This window comes from Aliiroseovarius marinus, assembly GCF_050881025.1.
Lineage (GTDB): Bacteria > Pseudomonadota > Alphaproteobacteria > Rhodobacterales > Rhodobacteraceae > Aliiroseovarius > Aliiroseovarius marinus_A.
Genome location: NZ_JBNNXQ010000004.1, coordinates 211646 through 230117, shown reverse-complemented (window position 1 = coordinate 230117; position 18472 = coordinate 211646). Strand labels below are relative to the sequence as shown.

Here is an 18472-nt window from a genome sequence, read left to right as displayed (position 1 = left end):
AAGGCGTGTCCACTCACCGCAACGCGGGAAACCCGCGGTTTGCCTTCTATGACGGCTGGCAAAGGTGAGTAAGATGACGTTATCGATCCGAGACATCTTCCGACCGACAATCCTTCTTGCGCTTGCGCTCATGGCGATCATCGTCATGATGATTTTGCCCATGCCTGCATGGGTCCTGGATGTGGGTCTTTCAGCCTCGTTCGCGCTCGCCATTTTGATGTTCACAGTTACATTGTTCATCGAACGTCCGCTCGATTTTTCAGCATTCCCCACTGTCTTGCTCGCATCGCTGATGCTGCGCCTTTCACTAAACGTCTCGTCGACAAAGCTCATTATTGGGCAAGGACATACAGGCACCAGCGCCGCTGGAAGCGTCATCGAAGGCTTTGCAAATTTCGTCATGGGGGGCAGCGTTCTGCTGGGCCTTGTTGTGTTTGGCGTTCTGATGATCGTGAATTTCATAGTGATCACAAAAGGCGCAGCGCGTATGGCCGAGGTTGGCGCTCGATTTGCACTTGATGGAATGCCGGGCAAACAATTGGCAATCGACAGTGACATGTCGGCTGGTGCCATCGATCATGCGGAAGCCAAGGCACGGCGCGAACGCGAACAGGCCGAGACAACGTTTTTCGGGTCTCTCGACGGCGCTTCCAAATTCGTCAAAGGTGATGCCGTTGCAGGCCTGCTGATCACTTTTCTAAACCTTCTCGTTGGCCTTCTGATCGGCGTGATCGTTCACGACATGGAGATCGCACGCGCTTTTCAAACCTATGCCATTCTGACCGTAGGTGACGGGCTGGTGACCCAAATTCCAGCAGTTGTCATTTCGATCGCATCCGCACTTCTTCTTGCGCGTGGCGGCACGTCTGGTTCAACCGACCTTGCCCTGTTCTCTCAGCTTGGCAAATACCCCTCTGCTCTGGCAACCGTGGCTGTTTTGATGGGGCTCTTTAGTCTCGTGCCAGGGCTTCCGTTTCTCCCGTTCATTGCCGGGGCAGGCGCGCTCGGCACCGCCGCTTGGTTTGGATTTCAGCGCGAAAAAGAAGAGGCCAAAGCTGCCGCTGTCGAGACAATTGCGCCCGAAGACATCCCCTCAAAAGAAAGCATTGGTGATGTTCTTGATCTGGACGATATCCATGTAGAATTCTCACCGGATCTGGTTGCAATGGTACTCGATCCAGCCACGGGGCTTGATGCCCGAATTGCCAGCATTCGAAATCATGTCGCGTCGGCGTTTGGGCTCATTCTGCCCGAGATACGGTTGACGGATGACGCAAGCCTGCCAACGGGCACCTATACAATCAAGATCCAAGGGGTCGAACAAGCGCGCAGCCGATTGATCCCGGATCGCGCGCTTGCCATTCTGTCGGGCAATGCTGATGTCGTGCCCGAAGGTGAGGATGTCAAAGAGCCTGTCTACGGCGCGCCGGCCCGCTGGATCGCAAACGACCGGCAAGAAGAAGCCGCACTCGCGGGTTGCGCCGTGGTTTCGGCGACCGAAGTTCTGGCCACGCATCTACTTGAGGTGATGAAGGTGAACTTCCCACGTCTGCTTGGCCTGAAAGCCCTGCGACGGTTGCTTGATGAATTCACCAATCTGAGCGACCCGCACAGGTCAGAAGCGAACAAACGCCTATTGGACGAGCTGGTGCCCGACAAGGTTCCGATGGATGTTTTGCATTCCGTTTTGCGTCTGCTTCTTGAAGAGCGTGTTTCAATCCGGAACTTGCCGTTAATCCTGGAAAGCGTCGCTGAAGGGCGCGCGATCTATGGATCCGTTGAAGGCCTTTGCGAACATGTTCGCCAGCGGTTGGGGTTTCAGCTGGTGTCGGAATTGAAACGCGATGACGGAACGGTGCCGCTTGTCCAGCTTGCGCCGGAATGGGAAAGCCGCTTCCAACGCCACCAAATCGACGGGGACCGCCCGGGCGATGTCGCGCTTCCTCCAGATCAGTTCAATGCTCTCGCCAATTCAGTGGCGGACAAGATCGCGCGTGCTGGCGAAAATGGTGTCTACCCAGCCATCGTGACTTCTTCGCGCAGGCGCCGTTTTCTGAAAACCGTTCTTTCAGCCAAAGGGATCGCAAATCCGGTTCTTTCCTTCGAGGAAATTGGCACCGAAGCACGCCCCTCGTTGGTTGGCATGGTGCCCGCATGATCGAAGATCTCGCCGCCCTGTCCGGTCTAACCGTCGAGTTCCTGACCATCGGATTCATCGTGTTTTTACGTGTCGGTGGCACCATGGCTTTGTTACCAGCACTCGGTGAGCAGTCTGTGCCAGCCCGTGTGAGGCTGTTTCTGGCGCTTGGGTTCACTGCCATTGTCGCACCGTCAATGGCAAACACAATCTCTCTGAACCAGTTGCAAAACAGTCTGGGTCATCTTGTCTGGACCGAGCCTGTAATTGGCTTGGGGTTCGGCATCGTGCTCAGGCTGATGATCATGGTGCTGCAAATGGCCGGCAGCATTGCCGCCCAAGCAACCTCACTTGCACAGATTTTCGGTGCAGCAGGCACCGATCCGCAACCCGCGATCGGACATGTGTTGATGATTTCTGGACTTGCGCTTGCCGTCATGGCCGGGCTGCATGTGCGTGTAGCCGAAGGGCTGATCATGTCATATGAGGTTTTCCCCGTCGGAACGCGGCCAGAAGCTGACGCCTATTCTGAATGGGGAATATCCCGGGTCGCACAGGCGTTTTCCTTCGCCTTCACGCTGGCCGCGCCATTTGTGATCGTGTCGCTGCTTTATAATGTGGCGCTTGGTGTGATCAACCGCGCCATGCCCCAGCTGATGGTTGCTTTCGTGGGCGCACCCGCCATCACGGCAGGCGGCCTGATCCTTTTACTCCTGACGACGCCGATCCTTTTGCCGATCTGGAAATCAGCCTTCGAAGCCACGCTACACGACCCGTTTGGAGGCTGGTGATGGCGGGCACGGATGACGACGACAGCAAACAACACGAGCCAACACAAAAGAAGCTGGATGATGCGCGAAAACGTGGCGAGGTAGCCCGATCCGCCGATCTGAACACAGCCATGTCCTATATGATGCTATTGCTCGTTGCGGTGGGGTTCGGAGCCACCACGTTGAAAGGGATCGGATCATTGCTGGCTTCATTGATCGCCAATTCTGACAGCCTTGCCACACAGGTTTTCAACGGGCGCTCTGCGCCTTTGACAGGTGGCCTTATGATGAAGATCGGTGCGCTTATCTCGCCGTGGATGCTTGGTCCGGCCATCGCGGTCATCGCCCTGAGCGTCGCCACAAAAACATTTGTGGTTTCCGGCGAAAAAATAGCCCCAAAACTCAACCGTATTTCCCCATTGTCAAACGCCAAGAACAAGTTCGGACGCTCTGGCCTGTTCGAGTTCGCCAAAAGCTTCTCCAAACTCAGCATCTACGCGATCATTCTGGGCATGTTCATCTGGGTAAAACTGCCGGAAATGCTGGCCACGCTCTCCCTGTCACCCGCCATGGTCACTGTGACACTTCTGACTTTGTCCGTTGAGTTTTTCGGCATCGTTTTGCTGGTCGCCTTCACCATCGGCGGCATTGATTACCTTTGGCAGCATCAGGAACATCTGCGCAAGAACCGGATGTCCCACAAAGAGCTGATGGATGAGATCAAGCAAAATGAGGGCGACCCCCATATGAAGAACCAGCGGCGTCAAAAAGGGTATGACATCGCTATGAATCAAATGCTCGCGGATGTGCCGGATGCCGATGTGGTGGTCGTGAACCCGACACATTATGCCATTGCCCTAAAATGGTCGCGGCTGCCGGGCGAAGCCCCAATTTGTGTAGCAAAAGGTGTGGATGAGATCGCGGCCCGCATACGCGAAGTGGCAAATGAAAGCGGTGTGCCGATCCACCGCGATCCCCCAACCGCACGAGCCTTGCATGCGACAGTGGAAATCGGGCAGGAAATCCCGCCCGACCAGTATCAGGCGGTCGCGGCTGCCATCCGTTTCTCTGAGAATATGCGGGAAAAAGCGCGCCGTTCGATCGGTGACACAACATGATTTCTCAAGAACAAAGCCTCTATCAGCTGGCGGAGCTTGGTTTTGACAAAGCAATGGCGGCTTTGGCCCCTTTCAACCAACGTGTCGCAGAAATCGAGGCCCGGATCGCGGCGCTGCGCGCACAACGTGATGCCTGTCAAGCGGATGGTGACAGCCTTGCTTACCACAGCGGCTATTATCACAAATGGCAGGCGTGGAGCGACGCGGAACTGAAATCTCTCAACATGGAGCTGGCACGTGCGCGCGCCGCGCGGGAGGAAGAAATGGCGCGTACGCGCCTAGCCTTTGGACGCAAAACTGCCGCCGCTGCGATTCTCGATAAAACCCGGTCAGATCAGAGAGAAAGAGCCGCCAAACGGCTGGAGGCGCAAAACCAAGCGCAATAAGGAAGGAATTCGCCCAATTATGCCATTATTTCCCTTTCCAAACGACCCAATCAACGATAATGACACGGCTTCATCGCGGGGCTTACACCCTTGGAGGATCCCCGCACCACTGACTATGGAGAAAACCAATGGCACGTGAGATTCCTAATCTTGAAGCCACGGTACGTACGGGGACAGGCAAGGGGGCCGCTCGTCAAGCTCGCCGCGAAGGCATGGTACCGGGTATCGTATATGGCGGCAGCGCAGAGCCGCAGCCGATCAACATCCCCTTCAACGTTCTGTTCAAACGCCTGAAAGCTGGCCGTTTCCTGTCGACGCTCTGGAACCTCAAAATCGAGGGCCAGGAAGACGTGCGCGTGATCTGCCGCAACGTTCAGCGCGACGTGGTAAAGGACCTGCCGACCCACCTGGACCTGATGCGTCTGCACCGCACGACCCGCATCAGCCTGTTCATCCACGTGGAATTCGAGAACGAAGAAGAAGCGCCCGGCCTGAAGCGCGGCGGCGTTCTGACCGTTGTGCGTCCGGAAGTTGAACTGAACGTTCTGGCAGGTGAAATCCCTGAGAAGATCGTTGTCGACCTGGCTGGTCGCGATGTGGGCGACGTCATCCACATCTCGGACGTGACGCTGCCGGAAGGCGCCAAGCCGACCATCGACCGTGACTTCGTCATCGCGAACATCTCGGCACCCAGCTCGCTGCGGTCTTCGGATGAAGGCGAAGAAGAAGGCGAAGCCGTTGAAGACGGCGAGGCCGCTGCAGCCGAAGAATAAGTCGCGGAACTTTCCACGACAAAACGGGGTCCCAATCGGGGCCCCGTTTTCATTTGGGTAGGTCAGGTCGTTTCGCGTTCGAACACGATGACATTACCGCGGCTACCCCAAGGCATATAGTGAAACCCTGCATCGAACATGGTGCGCATGACATGGCTGAGCTTTGGGATGCCATAAAAATCTGGATGTGTTTCCATGATGACCAGCCGAACGTTATCACGCCAAGGGTCTTCTATAATGTCCAGTTCGGCCCCTTCGATGTCCATGACCACCACCGTTGGGTCGAACGCCTCTTGCAGATCTGAAAACTTCAGCGCCGGCACCTCAACCAGTTTCGAGCGCTTGTTCTTCTGCTTTTCGCCGGCGATCGAAGACGCCCAAAACCCCGGAGAGACCTCAAACGTGATCGTTTCGTCCTTGAATGCTTGTCCGACCACCGCACCTTGAAGCACCCTTGCAGTATCGCACTCATTGATTTGAAGATTCTTTTCAATGGTGCGGGCCATGATCGGGCTGGCCTCGACAATCGCGACATTTTCCGGCCCGACAGTTTGCGCCGCGAAGACCCCAAGGTACCCTGCCCCGCCGCCAAGCTCCAACACGCGATCGGTTTCGCGCAGGTTCTTTTGCAGCGCGAAGAACTCTTTATACTCGTAAGCTCCGCTGTTCAGGGCAGCGCGAATATTGTCATTCAGGGCATTTTCCGGGATCTGAAGCTTGATCCCTCCAATTTTAAAACGTGGCACCAAAGCCTCCAAATATGCGCCGCGCGCCTGAGCGATTGCCAGAACTGGTACACGACAGTATTTTATCCCTGCAATCTTCACGCGCGCAGGGCGCGAAGTCCAGTTGGAATGGAAGTCATATGAAACTCTTTGTCGGACTGGGCAATCCCGGTCCTAAATACGCGGGAAATCGGCACAATATCGGCTTCATGGCGCTGGACCGGATCGCAGAGGATCACGGGTTTTCCCCATGGCGCGGCAAGTTTCAGGGCAGCGTAAGTGAAGGGCGGTTCGGGTCCGACAAGCTGGTGCTTTTAAAGCCCGAAACCTTCATGAACCTGTCCGGGCAATCGGTCGGCGAGGCGATGCGGTTTTACAAGCTTACCCCCGCGGATGTGGTGGTGTTCCATGATGAACTGGATTTGGCCCCGGGGAAATGCCGGGTGAAAACGGGTGGCGGACACGCGGGGCACAACGGGCTGCGCTCGGTCCATGCCCATATCGGGGCCGACTATCAACGCGTGCGCATGGGCATCGGCCATCCGGGCAACAAGAACGCCGTGGCCGGATATGTGTTGCGAGACTTTGCCAAGGCCGATCAGGACTGGCTGGACGACGTGTTGCGCGGCTGTTCGGATGGTGCGGCGGATTTGCTGGCGGGCGACAGCGGCAAGTTCATGAATGCAATCGGGCGGCGGGTGAACCCGCCCCGGTCCTCTGGTGGCACGGAAGGGCCAGCAAAGAAAAAGGCCCCGCCAGAGCCGCGCCCGACAAAACCTGATCCGGCACCCGCTGACGCTCCGCAAGACAAGCGCAGCCCGCTTCAAAAGCTGATGGACAAGTTTTCTTGAGCTTGCGCGATGCCTTCGAGGTTCAGGCGCAGCACAACGAACGGCTGGAAAGTCCTTTCACTGCGCGGGTGTTGCGGATCGCAGGACAGAAGCTGCATCCCGGCACCCCGTTGACCGACCGCATGTTTACGTGGGGCGGGGATATCGGCGCCTCGGGCCACTCCCTTCCGCTGCGTTTTCTGGCAGGCTTGCACGCGCTTGTCCTGACGGGGAATTGCCCCGAGCTGGTGGCGGTATACCCGCCCAATCCGACCCCGACCGACACGGAAATCGGGACCGCAATAGACGCCGCCCTGACCCACCACGCCACCGTGCTTGACCGTTGGCTGGACAATCCACCGCAGACGAACGAGGTGCGCCGCGCAGCTGTTCTGATCGCCGCAGGGCATTGGCTGGCACAGCATTACAAGCTTCCCATGCGCGTGCTAGAGCTTGGTGCGAGTGCCGGGCTGAACCTCATGTGGGACCAGTTTGCCTTGAAGGCAGGCAACGCTCGGTTGGGACCAAAAGATACCCCCGTGACGCTGTCGCCCGATTGGCGCGGGGATGTTCCGACGGGCACGACCCCAACGGTATTGTCCCGCCAAGGGGTTGATCTGATGCCGATGGATATGAAAAACCCCGATGATCTCCTGCGCATGTCGTCATATCTTTGGGCCGACCAGCCCGAACGGCTTGCGCGCAGCCGGGCTGCCGCGGCTATGCTGGACGCGAAGGTGGACGCCGGGGATGCTGCCGACTGGTTAGACACACAGCTTGCACAAGTCGGCCCAGACCACCTGACCTTGGTCTATCACACAATTGCGTGGCAGTATTTCCCGCCCGAGACACAAGCCCGCTGCGCCGCGGCCATCGAGGCCGCCGCACAGCGCGGGCCGGTTGCGCATTTCTCGATGGAAGCCGACGAGTTGGAAGGGCAAGGCGCTGGCATGCAGTTGGCGCTGTGGCCCGAGGGGCGCAAGTTGACCCTTGGTCGTGTCGATTTTCATGGACGTTGGGTAGATTGGACGGCACCCTGACCAGAAAATGGGAGGGTAGCATGCGAACGATCCTGAAGTTCTCGCTCAGAGCGGCCGTCATTCTTGTCGTTGTTGCGGCTGTGGTCGGGTTTTGGAAGCGGGAAGAAATATCCCGGCTGCTGGCAGTCAGCACGCTGTTCTCCGAAGAAAAGATCGTCGCCAACTTCTCGCATATGGACAGCGCTTTTCTGAGCCAGGAGCTGGACCGCGGAACCGGCCCAGTCAGCGACCTGCCCCAAGGCGACCCGATGGATTTGCCCGGCAGTTTCGACACCTGGCTTTCTGAACGCGCCGTCACCGCTCTTGTGGTTATGAAAGACGGAAAAATCCGCCATGAAAGCTATCACAAGGGCACCGGGGACGAAGATCGGCGCATCAGCTGGTCGGTGGCGAAAAGCTTTCTGTCCGCTTTGATGGGGGTGATCGTCGAACAAGGCGCCATCGCTTCTCTGGATGACCCGGTCGAGATCTACGCCCCCAGCCTGATCGGCGGGGCCTATGAGGGGGCGACGGTGCGCAATGTGCTGAACATGGCCTCCGGGGTCACTTTCGACGAAGACTATCTGGATCAAAGCTCGGACATCAACAAGATGGGGCGGGTTCTTGCGCTGGGGCGATCCATGGATGGGTTCGCGGCGGATCTTGAAGCGCGGTTCACCTCTCCCGGCGCCCAGTGGCAATATGTTTCGATCGACACACATGTGATTGGCATGGTGATCCGGGGGGCAACCGGGCGTTCGATCCATGATCTTATGGAAGAGTATATCGTCGACCCGATGGGGTTCGAAGCCGCGCCCTATTATCTGACCGACGGATACGGGGTGGCCTTTGTCTTAGGCGGATTAAACCTGCGCACGCGGGACTATGCGCGTTTTGGTCAGATGTTTTTGCAAAAGGGCCTGTGGGGGGACCGGCAGATTGTGCCTGCGCGATGGGTCACCGCTTCCACCCGCCCGTCGGCCCCGACAGCCGCCGGCGAAGTGCAATATGGCTATCAATGGTGGATCCCCAGCGACGCGCCGGAGGGCGAGTATTTCGCACGCGGCATCTATGGCCAATACATCTATATTGACGAGGCACGCGGGGTCGTGATTGCCGCCAATGGCGCGGATCGCGGGTTCAGAGAAGACGGGGCGCATGACCAGAACCTGGCCATGTTTCGCACCCTCGCTGCATCTCTGGAATAACGTCAGTCTGCGGTGCGACCTTCGGTGTCCGACATGTCAAAACCAAGGTATTTGGCGACGGTGAAGATGTCTTTGTCACCGCGCCCGCACATGTTCATGCAGATGATGTGATCCTCAGACAGGGTTGGTGCGATCTTCATCACATGGGCCAGCGCATGGCAGGGTTCCAGCGCGGGGATGATGCCCTCAGTCGCGCAACACAGCTGGAACGCTTCAAGCGCTTCCTTGTCGGTGATCGCCACATATTCGGCACGCCCAATATCGTGCAGCCAGCTGTGTTCCGGCCCAATGCCTGGATAGTCCAGCCCGGCCGAGATCGAATAGCCGTCAAGAATTTGCCCGTCGTCATCCTGCAACAGGAAGGTGCGGTTGCCGTGCAGCACGCCGGGACGCCCCCCGGTCAGCGAAGCGCAATGCTCCATCTTGTCATTCACGCCTTTGCCGCCCGCTTCAACGCCGATGATATTGACCGAGGCGTCATCCAGGAACGGATAGAACAGGCCGATTGCATTCGACCCGCCTCCGATCGCGGCAATCAAAGTGTCGGGCAGACGGCCCTCGGCCTTTTGCATCTGCTCTTTTGCTTCCTTGCCGATGATCGACTGAAAGTCGCGCACCATGGCCGGATAGGGATGCGGGCCCGCGGCCGTACCGATGCAATAGAAGGTGTCGGCCACATTGGTAACCCAGTCGCGCAGCGCGTCGTTCATCGCGTCTTTCAACGTGCCACGACCACTTTCCACCGCGATCACCTCGGCGCCCAGAAGGCGCATGCGGAACACATTCGGCGCCTGTCGCTGTACGTCATGCGCGCCCATATAGACGATGCATTTCAGGCCGAACTTCGCACAGACCGTGGCGGTGGCCACGCCGTGCTGCCCCGCGCCCGTTTCAGCGATGATGCGGGTCTTGCCCATGCGGCGGGCCAGAAGGATTTGCCCCAGCACATTGTTGATCTTATGCGCGCCGGTGTGGTTCAGCTCGTCACGTTTCATATAGACCTTGGCGCCGCCCAAATGCTTGGTCAGGCCTTCAGCAAAATAGAGCGGGCTGGGGCGGCCAACATAGTGGGTCCACAGGTCGTTCATCTCGGCCCAGAAGCTGTCGTCGGTTTTGGCCTTTTCATATTCAGCCTGCAGATCAAGGATCAGCGGCATCAGCGTTTCCGACACGAACCGCCCGCCGAAATCGCCAAAGCGGCCTTTTTCGTCGGGACCGTTCATGAAGCTGTTGAACAGATCGTTGGACATGGGTTCACTCCCCTCGTGGCTCAGACGCCGGATTGCGCAGCGGCGCAAAAGGCCGCGATCAGCCTGTCATCCTTGATCCCGGGCGCGGTTTCAACCCCTGACGAGACATCGACCTGCTTTGCGCCGGTCAGGCGGATGGCTTCGGCGACATTCTCGGGGGTCAGTCCACCGGCCAGCATCCACGGGCAAGGCCAGTATTTGCGCTGCACCAACCGCCAGTCAAAGCTGATGCCGTTGCCGCCGGGCAGGTCAGCGCCCTTTGGCGCTTTGGCATCAATCAGCAACTGATCGGCCGCGCCCGCGAAATCCTCGATCTGAGACACATCGTCGGGCCCGGCAATGCCGATGGCCTTGATGACCGGCAGGCCAAACCGCGCCTTCACCTCTGCCACACGTTCGGGGGTTTCCGAACCGTGCAGCTGGATCATATCCGTGGTTGTGCGCGACAGGATCTTGTCGATCCCCGCATCGTCCATGTTGACCACCAAGGCGACCTTGGCGACCCCAACCGGGACGTCGAGCATCAGCTCTGCCGCTTCATCAACAGTCACCGAACGCGGGCTTTTAGGAAAGAAATTGAACCCGATATAGCGCGCGCCAGCATTGGCCGCCGCCGCAATGTGGCGCGGGTCCTTCAGACCGCAAATCTTGACCGATATGGACATCTTGGTTCAGCGGGGATCGTCGATCAGCGCCAGAACATCATCCCCCGTCTGCGCCTTTGGTTCGCGCAGGGATTTCACCTCGCGCGCCAATTCATCACGTTCGCGGCGGTGACGTGCACCTTCGGCGCGCAGCTTGTGTTCACGCAGCCATTCCCAGACGAAGCCGATCAGGATACCCGCGATCACGCCGCCAAAAATGACGACGAAGAGCGGCAGGGTGATGGACCAGCTCCACCCCAGAAAGCCTGACAGTTCACCAGGCAGAAGATTCAGGGTCACACTGGCGCGATTGGCCAGAGCAACCGTGATCAGGACAGCCCCAAGAGCCGCCAAAAACGCGTAACGGATATACCGCATAAAGACCTCTTACTTACCGTTCAGACGATCGCGCAAAAGTTTCCCTGTCTTGAAGAACGGCACATGCTTTTCTTCGACTTTGACAGACTCACCCGTGCGCGGGTTGCGCCCGATACGAGCATCTCTTTTCTTCACCGAAAATGCGCCAAAGCCGCGCAGCTCGACCCGATCACCACGGGCCATGGCCTCGATGATCTCTTCGAAGATGGTGTTGACGATGCGTTCAACGTCGCGCTGATAGAGGTGCGGGTTCTCGTCCGCAAGCTTCTGGATCAGTTCCGACCGGATCATCCTTGTCCCCCCAAATTGGCTATCTAATGGATTTTTCATCCTTATTCCGTCTGATTATAGGATCAAACAGACGCGCAGGATACAAGTCTTGCGCGACGGAAAGTACAAATTCGCAGGAAATAGCCTGCTTTTTCACCCGATTTCCCCGGATGCTGCAGGCGCACATGACATCCCGGCTGAGTCGGGTTGGGTCAAGCGCTGTTTGATCTGGATTGATTCGTCAGTCCGAAAAAGAAAACGGCCCCGCAGTTTCCCACGGGGCCGTTTCAAAATTTCTGGTGCGGGACTTAGTCGTCCTGCTTCAGGGCAGCGCCCAGAATGTCGCCAAGCGACGCACCCGAGTCCGACGAACCATACTGTTCCACGGCCTCTTTCTCTTCTGCGATTTCGCGGGCTTTGATCGACAGGCCCAGACGACGCGATTTCGAATCCACGTTGGTCACGCGCACGTCAACCTTGTCGCCAACGCCGAAGCGTTCGGGGCGCTGTTCAGCACGGTCACGCGACAGGTCCGAACGACGGATGAAGGATTTCATGCCTTCATACTCAACCTCGATACCGCCATCTTCGATCGAGGTCACTTCAACAGTGATGATCGAGCCGCGCTTCACGCCGCCAACAGCTTCAGCGAAGGGATCGCCGTCCAGCGCTTTGATCGACAGCGAGATACGCTCTTTGTCGGTGTCAACTTCCGACACAACCGCTTTGACAACGTCGCCCTTCTTGAAGTCCTGAATGGCTTCTTCGCCACGCTGGTCCCACGAGATGTCCGACAGGTGAACCATGCCGTCGATTTCGCCGTCGAGGCCAATGAACAGACCAAACTCGGTGATGTTCTTGACTTCGCCTTCGACCTCGGTGCCCTCGGGGTGGGTTTCTGCAAAGACTTCCCACGGGTTGCGCATGGTCTGCTTGAGACCCAGCGACACGCGGCGCTTGGCCGAGTCGATTTCCAGCACCATGACTTCGACTTCCTGCGAGGTCGACACGATCTTGCCGGGGTGAACGTTCTTCTTCGTCCACGACATTTCCGACACGTGCACCAGACCTTCGACGCCCGGCTCCAGCTCGACGAACGCACCGTAGTCGGTGATGTTCGTCACGCGACCGGTGTGGGTCGATTCCAGCGGGTACTTCGCAGCAACCAGATCCCACGGATCGTCCTGCAGCTGCTTCATGCCCAGCGAGATGCGGTGGGTTTCTTTGTTGATCTTGATGACCTGAACTTTGATGGTCTCGCCGATCGACAGGATTTCCGACGGGTGGTTCACACGGCGCCATGCCATGTCGGTGACGTGCAGCAGGCCGTCTACGCCGCCCAGGTCAACAAACGCACCGTATTCGGTGATGTTCTTGACCACACCGTCAACAGCCTGGCCTTCGGTCAGGTTGCCAATGACTTCAGCACGCTGTTCGGCACGGCTCTCTTCCAGGATGGCGCGGCGCGACACAACGATGTTGCCACGGCGACGGTCCATTTTCAGAATCTGGAACGGCTGCTTCAGACCCATCAGCGGGCCTGCGTCACGCACGGGGCGCACGTCAACTTGGCTGCCGGGCAGGAAGGCCACAGCGCCGCCAAGGTCGACAGTGAAGCCGCCTTTGACGCGTCCGAAGATCGCGCCTTCGACGCGTGCATCGTCTGCGTATGCTTTTTCCAGGCGGTCCCATGCTTCTTCACGGCGGGCCATCTCGCGCGAGATGACAGCTTCGCCGCGGGCGTTTTCAGCCGCGCGCAGGTAGACTTCCACTTCGTCGCCAACGGCGATTTCAGGGGCTTCACCCGGGTTTGCGAATTCTTTCAGATCAACGCGGCCTTCCATTTTGTAGCCGACGTCGATGATGGCTTGGCCAGCTTCAACAGCGATGACTTTACCTTTGACAACAGACCCCTCTTCGGGCGTGTCCATTTCGAAGCTTTCGTTAAGGAGGGCTTCGAATTCCTCCATAGTTGCGTTAGCCATGTGGCGTTTCATTCCTTTACAGTCATTTTATCGGGCCGAGCGGTTGTCTCCGCCGGTCTTGGATTTGTCCAATTTGGTCAACAGGTTAGCCGCAAAACAAAGAGGGCCGGAGCACCGACCCTGCCTGTCTTTCCCTGTGTCGCGGCATTTGCACCTTGTCGACAGGGCGGGGATTACGCGGATTCTGTCAGGAAATCAAGGGGGATCAGAGGGGTAGCCCCTTCTTCTGCAGCTGCTCCAGAAGCTCCTGATGCAGCGCGTTGCTATCACCGCCGCCAAACTGAACGCCGCCGCCTGAGAAGGCTATGCCGAAGCTTTGCGCTGCGTTCACCACCTGCGCGAGCCCTGAAACCAACTCCCGGGTTTCCAGCGGCGATAGCGGGTGGATGAAGACCGACCAGACCTGCCCCTGCGCGATGGCATAGCGCGCATCCAGCACCGCGTCGAAATTGGCCTGTAGCAGGCGCATCGACAGGTCGGCGTCCAACGCCTCTGCCGGACCGATCCGCACCATCGCGCGCATGCGATCAGCCAACGGGTCGGCAATGACCAGCACAGGTGTGTCATTCACCAAAAGCTGGACGCGGGGGCCGATCAACTGCAATTGCGGGTCAATGGCAGTGAAAATGCGCACCATCCGCTCGATGGTCATCGGCGGTTCGGACACGGGAGCCTGCTGCGCGCGGGCCGGGGTCAGGCACAGCAAGAAGATGCCAAGTGTCGCGAGAAAGCGCATGTTCAGTCTCCTTTCCCCCGATGTTAGCGGGGCGGAGGGTCACATACGATGCACTATCCGGTGAACAGCCTGTCAGCGGGCCGCATTGATACGAGCGATGGCCTGCGCCACGGCGTCCTCGATCGACAGGTCGGACGTGTCAATGATCACCGCATCCACGGCGGGTTTCAATGGCGCCTCTTCCCGTTCGCTGTCGCGCTTGTCGCGGGCAATCACGTCGGCCAGAACTTGGCCGCGGGAGACCTCATGGTCTTTGGCGGAAAGCTCTAAGAAACGGCGTTCAGCCCGCACTTCGGCGCTGGCGGTGACGAACAGTTTCACATCTGCATCGGGGCAAATAACCGTGCCGATGTCGCGCCCATCAAGCACGGCACCGCCATCGCGGGCCGCGAAGTTGCGCTGGAAGTCCACAAGTGCCGCGCGCACCTCGGCGATCACGGCCACCTTGGAGGCTGCCTGCGCCACATCGGGGGTACGCAGGTTGCCCTGCATGTCGGCGGGGGTCAGGGAACGGGCGGCGGCGATGGGATCAGCGCCCGCCAGGGTTTTGGCTCCAACAGCCCGATACAGAAGCCCCGTGTCCAGATGGGCAAAGCCGAAATGCGCCGCAACGGCTTTCGAAATTGTCCCTTTGCCAGCTGCGGCTGGGCCGTCAATGGCAACTGTGAAACGGGTCATGTGTTTGACCGGGCAAGCTGTGCACCCAACCCCGTCATCAGCGGTTCAAACACCGGGAAACTCGTCGCGATTGGGTTGCCATCGTCCAGATCAACAGGGTTTTGCGCGGCAAAGCCCAAGCAAGCAAAGCTCATCGCGATGCGGTGGTCCAAAACGGTGGCGACGGTGCAGCCGCCGGGCACGCCGTCGGGACCAAGGCCTTCGACCGACCACCAGTCTTCGCCCTCGTCCACGGTGACACCCGCGGCGCGCAGGCCTTTGGCCATCGCGTCAATCCGGTCACTTTCCTTCACGCGCAGCTCGTGCACGCCAGGCATCTCGGTCTTGCCCGTGGCGAAGGACGCAACGACGGACAGAATGGGGTATTCGTCGATCATGCTGGCCGCGCGTTCGGCTGGCACGACAATGCCCTTCATGTTGGGCGAATACTTCGCGCGCAGGTCTGCGACGGGCTCGCCCCCCTCAAGGCGTTCATTTTCAAACGTCAGATCCGCGCCCATGTCTTGCAGGGTATAGAACAAACCCGCGCGGGTCGGGTTCAGGCCGATATTGGGCACCAATACCTCCGATCCGGGCACGATCAACGCGGCACAAACCGGGAAAGCGGCCGAGCTCGGGTCACGCGGCACCGCGATGGTTTGCGGCTTCAGTTCGGGCTGTCCGGTCAGGGTGATCTTGTGACCTTCATCGGTGTCTTCAACCGTAATCTCTGCGCCAAACCCGGCCAGCATACGCTCGGTATGGTCGCGGGTGGCTTCTTTCTCGATCACCACGGTTTTGCCGGGCACATTGAGGCCCGCCAGAAGCACCGCAGATTTCACCTGCGCCGAGGCCATGGGTGTGGTGTAGGTGACGGCAACAGGTTCACGCGCGCCGACGATGGTCATCGGGATGCGCCCACCCTCGCGGCCATAGCTTTCGGCGCCAAAGAGCGCGATCGGGTCGGTCACACGGCCCATCGGGCGGGACCGCAGCGAAGCGTCGCCGGTGAAGGTCGCCGTGATCGGAGAGGTCGCCATCGCCCCCATGATCAGCCGCACGCCGGTGCCCGCATTGCCGCAATCAATCACGTCTTCAGGTTCGGCAAAACCACCGACGCCAACGCCGTTTACGCGCCATTCGCCCTCGCCCAGACGTTCCACATCTGCGCCAAACGCGCGCATGGCGTCTGCCGTGCCCAGCACATCCTCGCCTTCCAAAAGTCCGGTGATGCGGGTTTCGCCCACCGCCATGGCGCCCAGGATCAACGACCGGTGGCTGATCGATTTGTCACCGGGAACAAGCGCCTCGCCCGTGAGCGGGCCAGATTTGCGGGCGGTCATGGGAATGGCGGGGCCGTGTCCGGACATGGGTGTTCTCCTATGGTCTTCGGCTTCTGATAGCGCAGACACTCATATGAGGCCAGAGCCAAAGCCTCCCGCGCCCCGGTCTCATCACAGATGAGACCTTCGGCTTGGGGGTGGCCCGTGCCTGCGGCACGGGTCCGGGCGCAAGTCGAACCCACCCCTGCTCTTCAGAGGTCAGATCCGGCGGAAGGTCAGATAGTGTGGCGTGCGGCCTTCGCGCAGGGCTTTTTGCTCATAGCGCGTTGAAATCCAGTCGCTCCATGGCCTGCGCCAATCCTCGGCACGTTCTCCCAGCCATTCAAAGCCCGCGCGCGGGACTTCTTCCAGCGTTTGGCGGACATAGTCGGGAATATCGGTGGCCACGCGGAACTCGGCGCCGGGTTTCAGAACACGGTGAAAGGGTTCAAGGTATTCCGGCGTCACAAAGCGGCGTCGATGGTGGCGCTTCTTTGGCCACGGGTCGGGGTAAAGCAGAAAGGCTTTGTCGATGCTTTCCGCTGGCAAAACATCAAACAGGTCGCGCACGTCGCCCGGATGCACGGCGACGTTCTCGCAGCCCGCGTCACGGATTTTGCCCAGCAGCATGGCGACGCCGTTGATATAGGGCTCGCAGCCGATGATGCCGATATCCGGGTAGGTCGCGGCCTGATGCACCATATGCTCGCCCCCGCCAAAGCCGGTTTCCAGCCAGACAGGCTTATCGCCAAACAGCGCCTTCAGGTCCAAGGGAGTGCGGTCGGGATTTTCGTCCCAGCCGACGGCACCGGGGCTGAGCGCGGCCAAATCCTCGTCCAGATAGGTTTTCTGGCTGTCCCGCAGCCCTTTGCCTTTCAGACGGCCATAGAAATTGCGCCACGGCGCGCCCGAGCGGTGTTTGTTTTGCGATGCGTCATCTTGGGTCATGGCCGCGCCTATGCAATGCAAAGGGCGGGCACGTCAAGTGACGGCCCGCCCTTTTTATGGTCATCAATCTGGTTCAGACAGCTTTTTTCAGCGCCTCGACCAGATCGGTTTTTTCCCAACTGAAGCCGCCATCGGCCTCGGGTGCCCGGCCAAAATGGCCATAGGCCGCGGTGCGCTGGAAGATCGGTTTGGTCAGCCCAAGATGCTCGCGAATACCGCGCGGGGTCAGGTCCATTTCCTGCGCGACGGCGCGTTCAATCTGGGCTTCCGGCACAACGCCGGTCCCGTGCGTGTCGACATAGATCGACAGCGGCTTGGCCACACCGATGGCATAGGACAGCTGAAGCGTGCAGCGTTCGGCCAGGCCAGCGGCCACGACGTTCTTGGCAAGATAGCGCGCGGCGTAAGCGGCCGAGCGGTCCACCTTGGTGGGGTCTTTGCCCGAGAACGCGCCGCCACCATGCGGGGCTGCGCCACCGTAGGTGTCCACAATAATCTTGCGCCCGGTCAGGCCTGCATCGCCATCCGGCCCGCCAATCACGAACTTGCCCGTCGGGTTCACGTGCCACTCCGTGCCGCCATTGATCCAGTCAGAAGGCACAATTTCTCGGATGTAAGGTTCGACCAACGCGCGCACATCGTCGCTGGTCATGGTTTCATCCAGGTGCTGAGTGGACAGCACAATCGACGTGATCTCGACCGGTTTTCCATCTTCGTAACGCAACGAGATCTGCGACTTGGCATCCGGGCCAAGCTTGGGTTCAGCGCCGCTTTTGCGCACCTCGGCAAGGCGTTTCAAAATGGCATGAGAATACTGGATCGGCGCCGGCATCAGCTCGGGCGTTTCATTCACCGCATAGCCAAACATGATGCCCTGATCCCCGGCCCCATCACGGTCAACGCCTTGGGCGATATGGGCGGATTGTTCGTGCAGGAAATTCAGAACGCGGCAGGTATTCCAGTGGAACTGTTCCTGTTCGTAGCCGATGTCACGAATGCAATCGCGGGCGATCTGCCCAATAGACCCCATCATCACCTTGAGGCGTTCCTGATCGGACAGGCCGACCTCTCCGCCGATCACAACCATTCCGCTGGTGGCAAAGGTCTCGCACGCGACACGCGCGTTGGGCTCTTCGGCCAGAAAGGCATCAAGCACGGCATCCGAAATGCGGTCACAGACCTTATCGGGATGTCCTTCGGATACGCTTTCCGAAGTGAAAACATAGTTCTTGCGTGTCATGGGGCTGCTCCGTTCATATCGACCCACCACGTCAGGAAGCCGTTGTGGCGGTGCTTGCTTCGCGTATCAGCCCTTT

19 protein-coding genes and 1 riboswitch are annotated in these 18472 nt (G+C 59.1%); of the genes, 8 read left to right on the top strand and 11 right to left on the bottom strand.

Going from position 1 to position 18472, the window contains the following annotated elements; genetic code table 11:
- Positions 1 to 73 precede the first annotated feature (73 nt).
- From flhA to ACRY08_RS13720, 5 genes are all read left to right on the top strand, one after another.
- A complete protein-coding gene (flhA, locus tag ACRY08_RS13740; RefSeq protein ID WP_432450524.1) occupies positions 74 to 2158 on the top strand; it encodes a flagellar biosynthesis protein FlhA in 2085 nt (694 codons plus the stop codon).
- Positions 2155 to 2928, top strand: a complete 774-nt coding sequence (locus ACRY08_RS13735) for a flagellar biosynthetic protein FliR (protein WP_432450523.1) — start codon at positions 2155 to 2157, stop codon at positions 2926 to 2928. The genes flhA and ACRY08_RS13735 overlap by 4 nt, the downstream gene beginning before the upstream one ends.
- Positions 2928 to 4025 (top strand): EscU/YscU/HrcU family type III secretion system export apparatus switch protein, encoded by a 1098-nt coding sequence (locus ACRY08_RS13730; protein WP_432450522.1) that lies wholly within the window; start codon positions 2928 to 2930, stop codon positions 4023 to 4025. Before ACRY08_RS13735 ends, ACRY08_RS13730 begins: the two co-directional genes overlap by 1 nt.
- Entirely contained in the window at positions 4022 to 4411 is a 390-nt protein-coding gene (locus ACRY08_RS13725) for a hypothetical protein (RefSeq protein ID WP_432450521.1), read from the top strand. Before ACRY08_RS13730 ends, ACRY08_RS13725 begins: the two co-directional genes overlap by 4 nt.
- Positions 4412 to 4539: 128 nt before the next feature.
- Entirely contained in the window at positions 4540 to 5184 is a 645-nt protein-coding gene (locus tag ACRY08_RS13720) for a 50S ribosomal protein L25/general stress protein Ctc (protein WP_432450520.1), read from the top strand.
- A 62-nt stretch (positions 5185 to 5246) separates the two neighbouring features.
- Here the strand turns inward: ACRY08_RS13720 and ACRY08_RS13715 are convergent, their stop codons facing one another.
- Positions 5247 to 6011 carry an FkbM family methyltransferase gene (locus tag ACRY08_RS13715; protein WP_432450519.1) on the bottom strand — a complete coding sequence of 255 codons (765 nt, stop codon included), beginning with the start codon at positions 6009 to 6011 and terminating at the stop codon, positions 5247 to 5249.
- 38 nt (positions 6012 to 6049) lie between these two features.
- Between ACRY08_RS13715 and pth the strand changes: the two genes are divergently transcribed.
- Genes pth through ACRY08_RS13700 form a run of 3 tightly spaced genes read left to right on the top strand, consistent with a single transcriptional unit; the run spans position 6050 to position 8966 of the window.
- Complete coding sequence (pth, locus tag ACRY08_RS13710) at positions 6050 to 6760, top strand: aminoacyl-tRNA hydrolase (RefSeq protein ID WP_432450518.1); 711 nt, start codon at positions 6050 to 6052, stop codon at positions 6758 to 6760.
- Positions 6757 to 7779, top strand: coding sequence for a DUF2332 domain-containing protein (locus tag ACRY08_RS13705; protein ID WP_432450517.1), 1023 nt, complete (start codon positions 6757 to 6759; stop codon positions 7777 to 7779). The genes pth and ACRY08_RS13705 overlap by 4 nt, the downstream gene beginning before the upstream one ends.
- Before the next feature lie 20 nt (positions 7780 to 7799).
- Entirely contained in the window at positions 7800 to 8966 is a 1167-nt protein-coding gene (locus ACRY08_RS13700) for a serine hydrolase domain-containing protein (RefSeq protein WP_432450516.1), read from the top strand.
- A gap of 2 nt (positions 8967 to 8968) precedes the next feature.
- Here the strand turns inward: ACRY08_RS13700 and trpB are convergent, their stop codons facing one another.
- The 10 genes from trpB to metK form a co-directional block, all read right to left on the bottom strand.
- Positions 8969 to 10216, bottom strand: coding sequence for a tryptophan synthase subunit beta (trpB, locus tag ACRY08_RS13695; protein ID WP_432450515.1), 1248 nt, complete (start codon positions 10214 to 10216; stop codon positions 8969 to 8971).
- Positions 10217 to 10236: 20 nt separating this feature from the next.
- Positions 10237 to 10881 carry a phosphoribosylanthranilate isomerase gene (locus ACRY08_RS13690; protein WP_432450514.1) on the bottom strand — a complete coding sequence of 215 codons (645 nt, stop codon included), beginning with the start codon at positions 10879 to 10881 and terminating at the stop codon, positions 10237 to 10239.
- A 6-nt stretch (positions 10882 to 10887) separates the two neighbouring features.
- Positions 10888 to 11238 (bottom strand): LapA family protein, encoded by a 351-nt coding sequence (locus ACRY08_RS13685; RefSeq protein ID WP_432450513.1) that lies wholly within the window; start codon positions 11236 to 11238, stop codon positions 10888 to 10890.
- Between the two features lie 9 nt (positions 11239 to 11247).
- A complete protein-coding gene (ihfB, locus tag ACRY08_RS13680; protein WP_432450512.1) occupies positions 11248 to 11529 on the bottom strand; it encodes an integration host factor subunit beta in 282 nt (93 codons plus the stop codon).
- 287 nt (positions 11530 to 11816) lie between these two features.
- Positions 11817 to 13493: a 30S ribosomal protein S1 gene (rpsA, locus tag ACRY08_RS13675; protein WP_432450511.1), complete on the bottom strand. Its 1677-nt coding sequence runs from the start codon at positions 13491 to 13493 to the stop codon at positions 11817 to 11819.
- Between the two features lie 205 nt (positions 13494 to 13698).
- A complete protein-coding gene (locus tag ACRY08_RS13670; protein WP_432450510.1) occupies positions 13699 to 14229 on the bottom strand; it encodes a hypothetical protein in 531 nt (176 codons plus the stop codon).
- Positions 14230 to 14301: 72 nt separating this feature from the next.
- Positions 14302 to 14907: a (d)CMP kinase gene (locus tag ACRY08_RS13665; protein WP_432450509.1), complete on the bottom strand. Its 606-nt coding sequence runs from the start codon at positions 14905 to 14907 to the stop codon at positions 14302 to 14304.
- On the bottom strand, positions 14904 to 16256 hold the full coding sequence (aroA, locus tag ACRY08_RS13660) for a 3-phosphoshikimate 1-carboxyvinyltransferase (RefSeq protein ID WP_432450508.1): 1353 nt from the start codon (positions 16254 to 16256) through the stop codon (positions 14904 to 14906). Before aroA ends, ACRY08_RS13665 begins: the two co-directional genes overlap by 4 nt.
- Positions 16257 to 16427: 171 nt before the next feature.
- Positions 16428 to 17156, bottom strand: coding sequence for a tRNA (guanine(46)-N(7))-methyltransferase TrmB (gene trmB / locus ACRY08_RS13655; RefSeq protein WP_432450507.1), 729 nt, complete (start codon positions 17154 to 17156; stop codon positions 16428 to 16430).
- 73 nt (positions 17157 to 17229) lie between these two features.
- Complete coding sequence (metK, locus tag ACRY08_RS13650; protein ID WP_432450506.1) at positions 17230 to 18396, bottom strand: methionine adenosyltransferase; 1167 nt, start codon at positions 18394 to 18396, stop codon at positions 17230 to 17232.
- A 5-nt stretch (positions 18397 to 18401) separates the two neighbouring features.
- Positions 18402 to 18450: riboswitch (SAM-SAH riboswitch) on the bottom strand.
- Positions 18451 to 18472 lie beyond the last annotated feature (22 nt).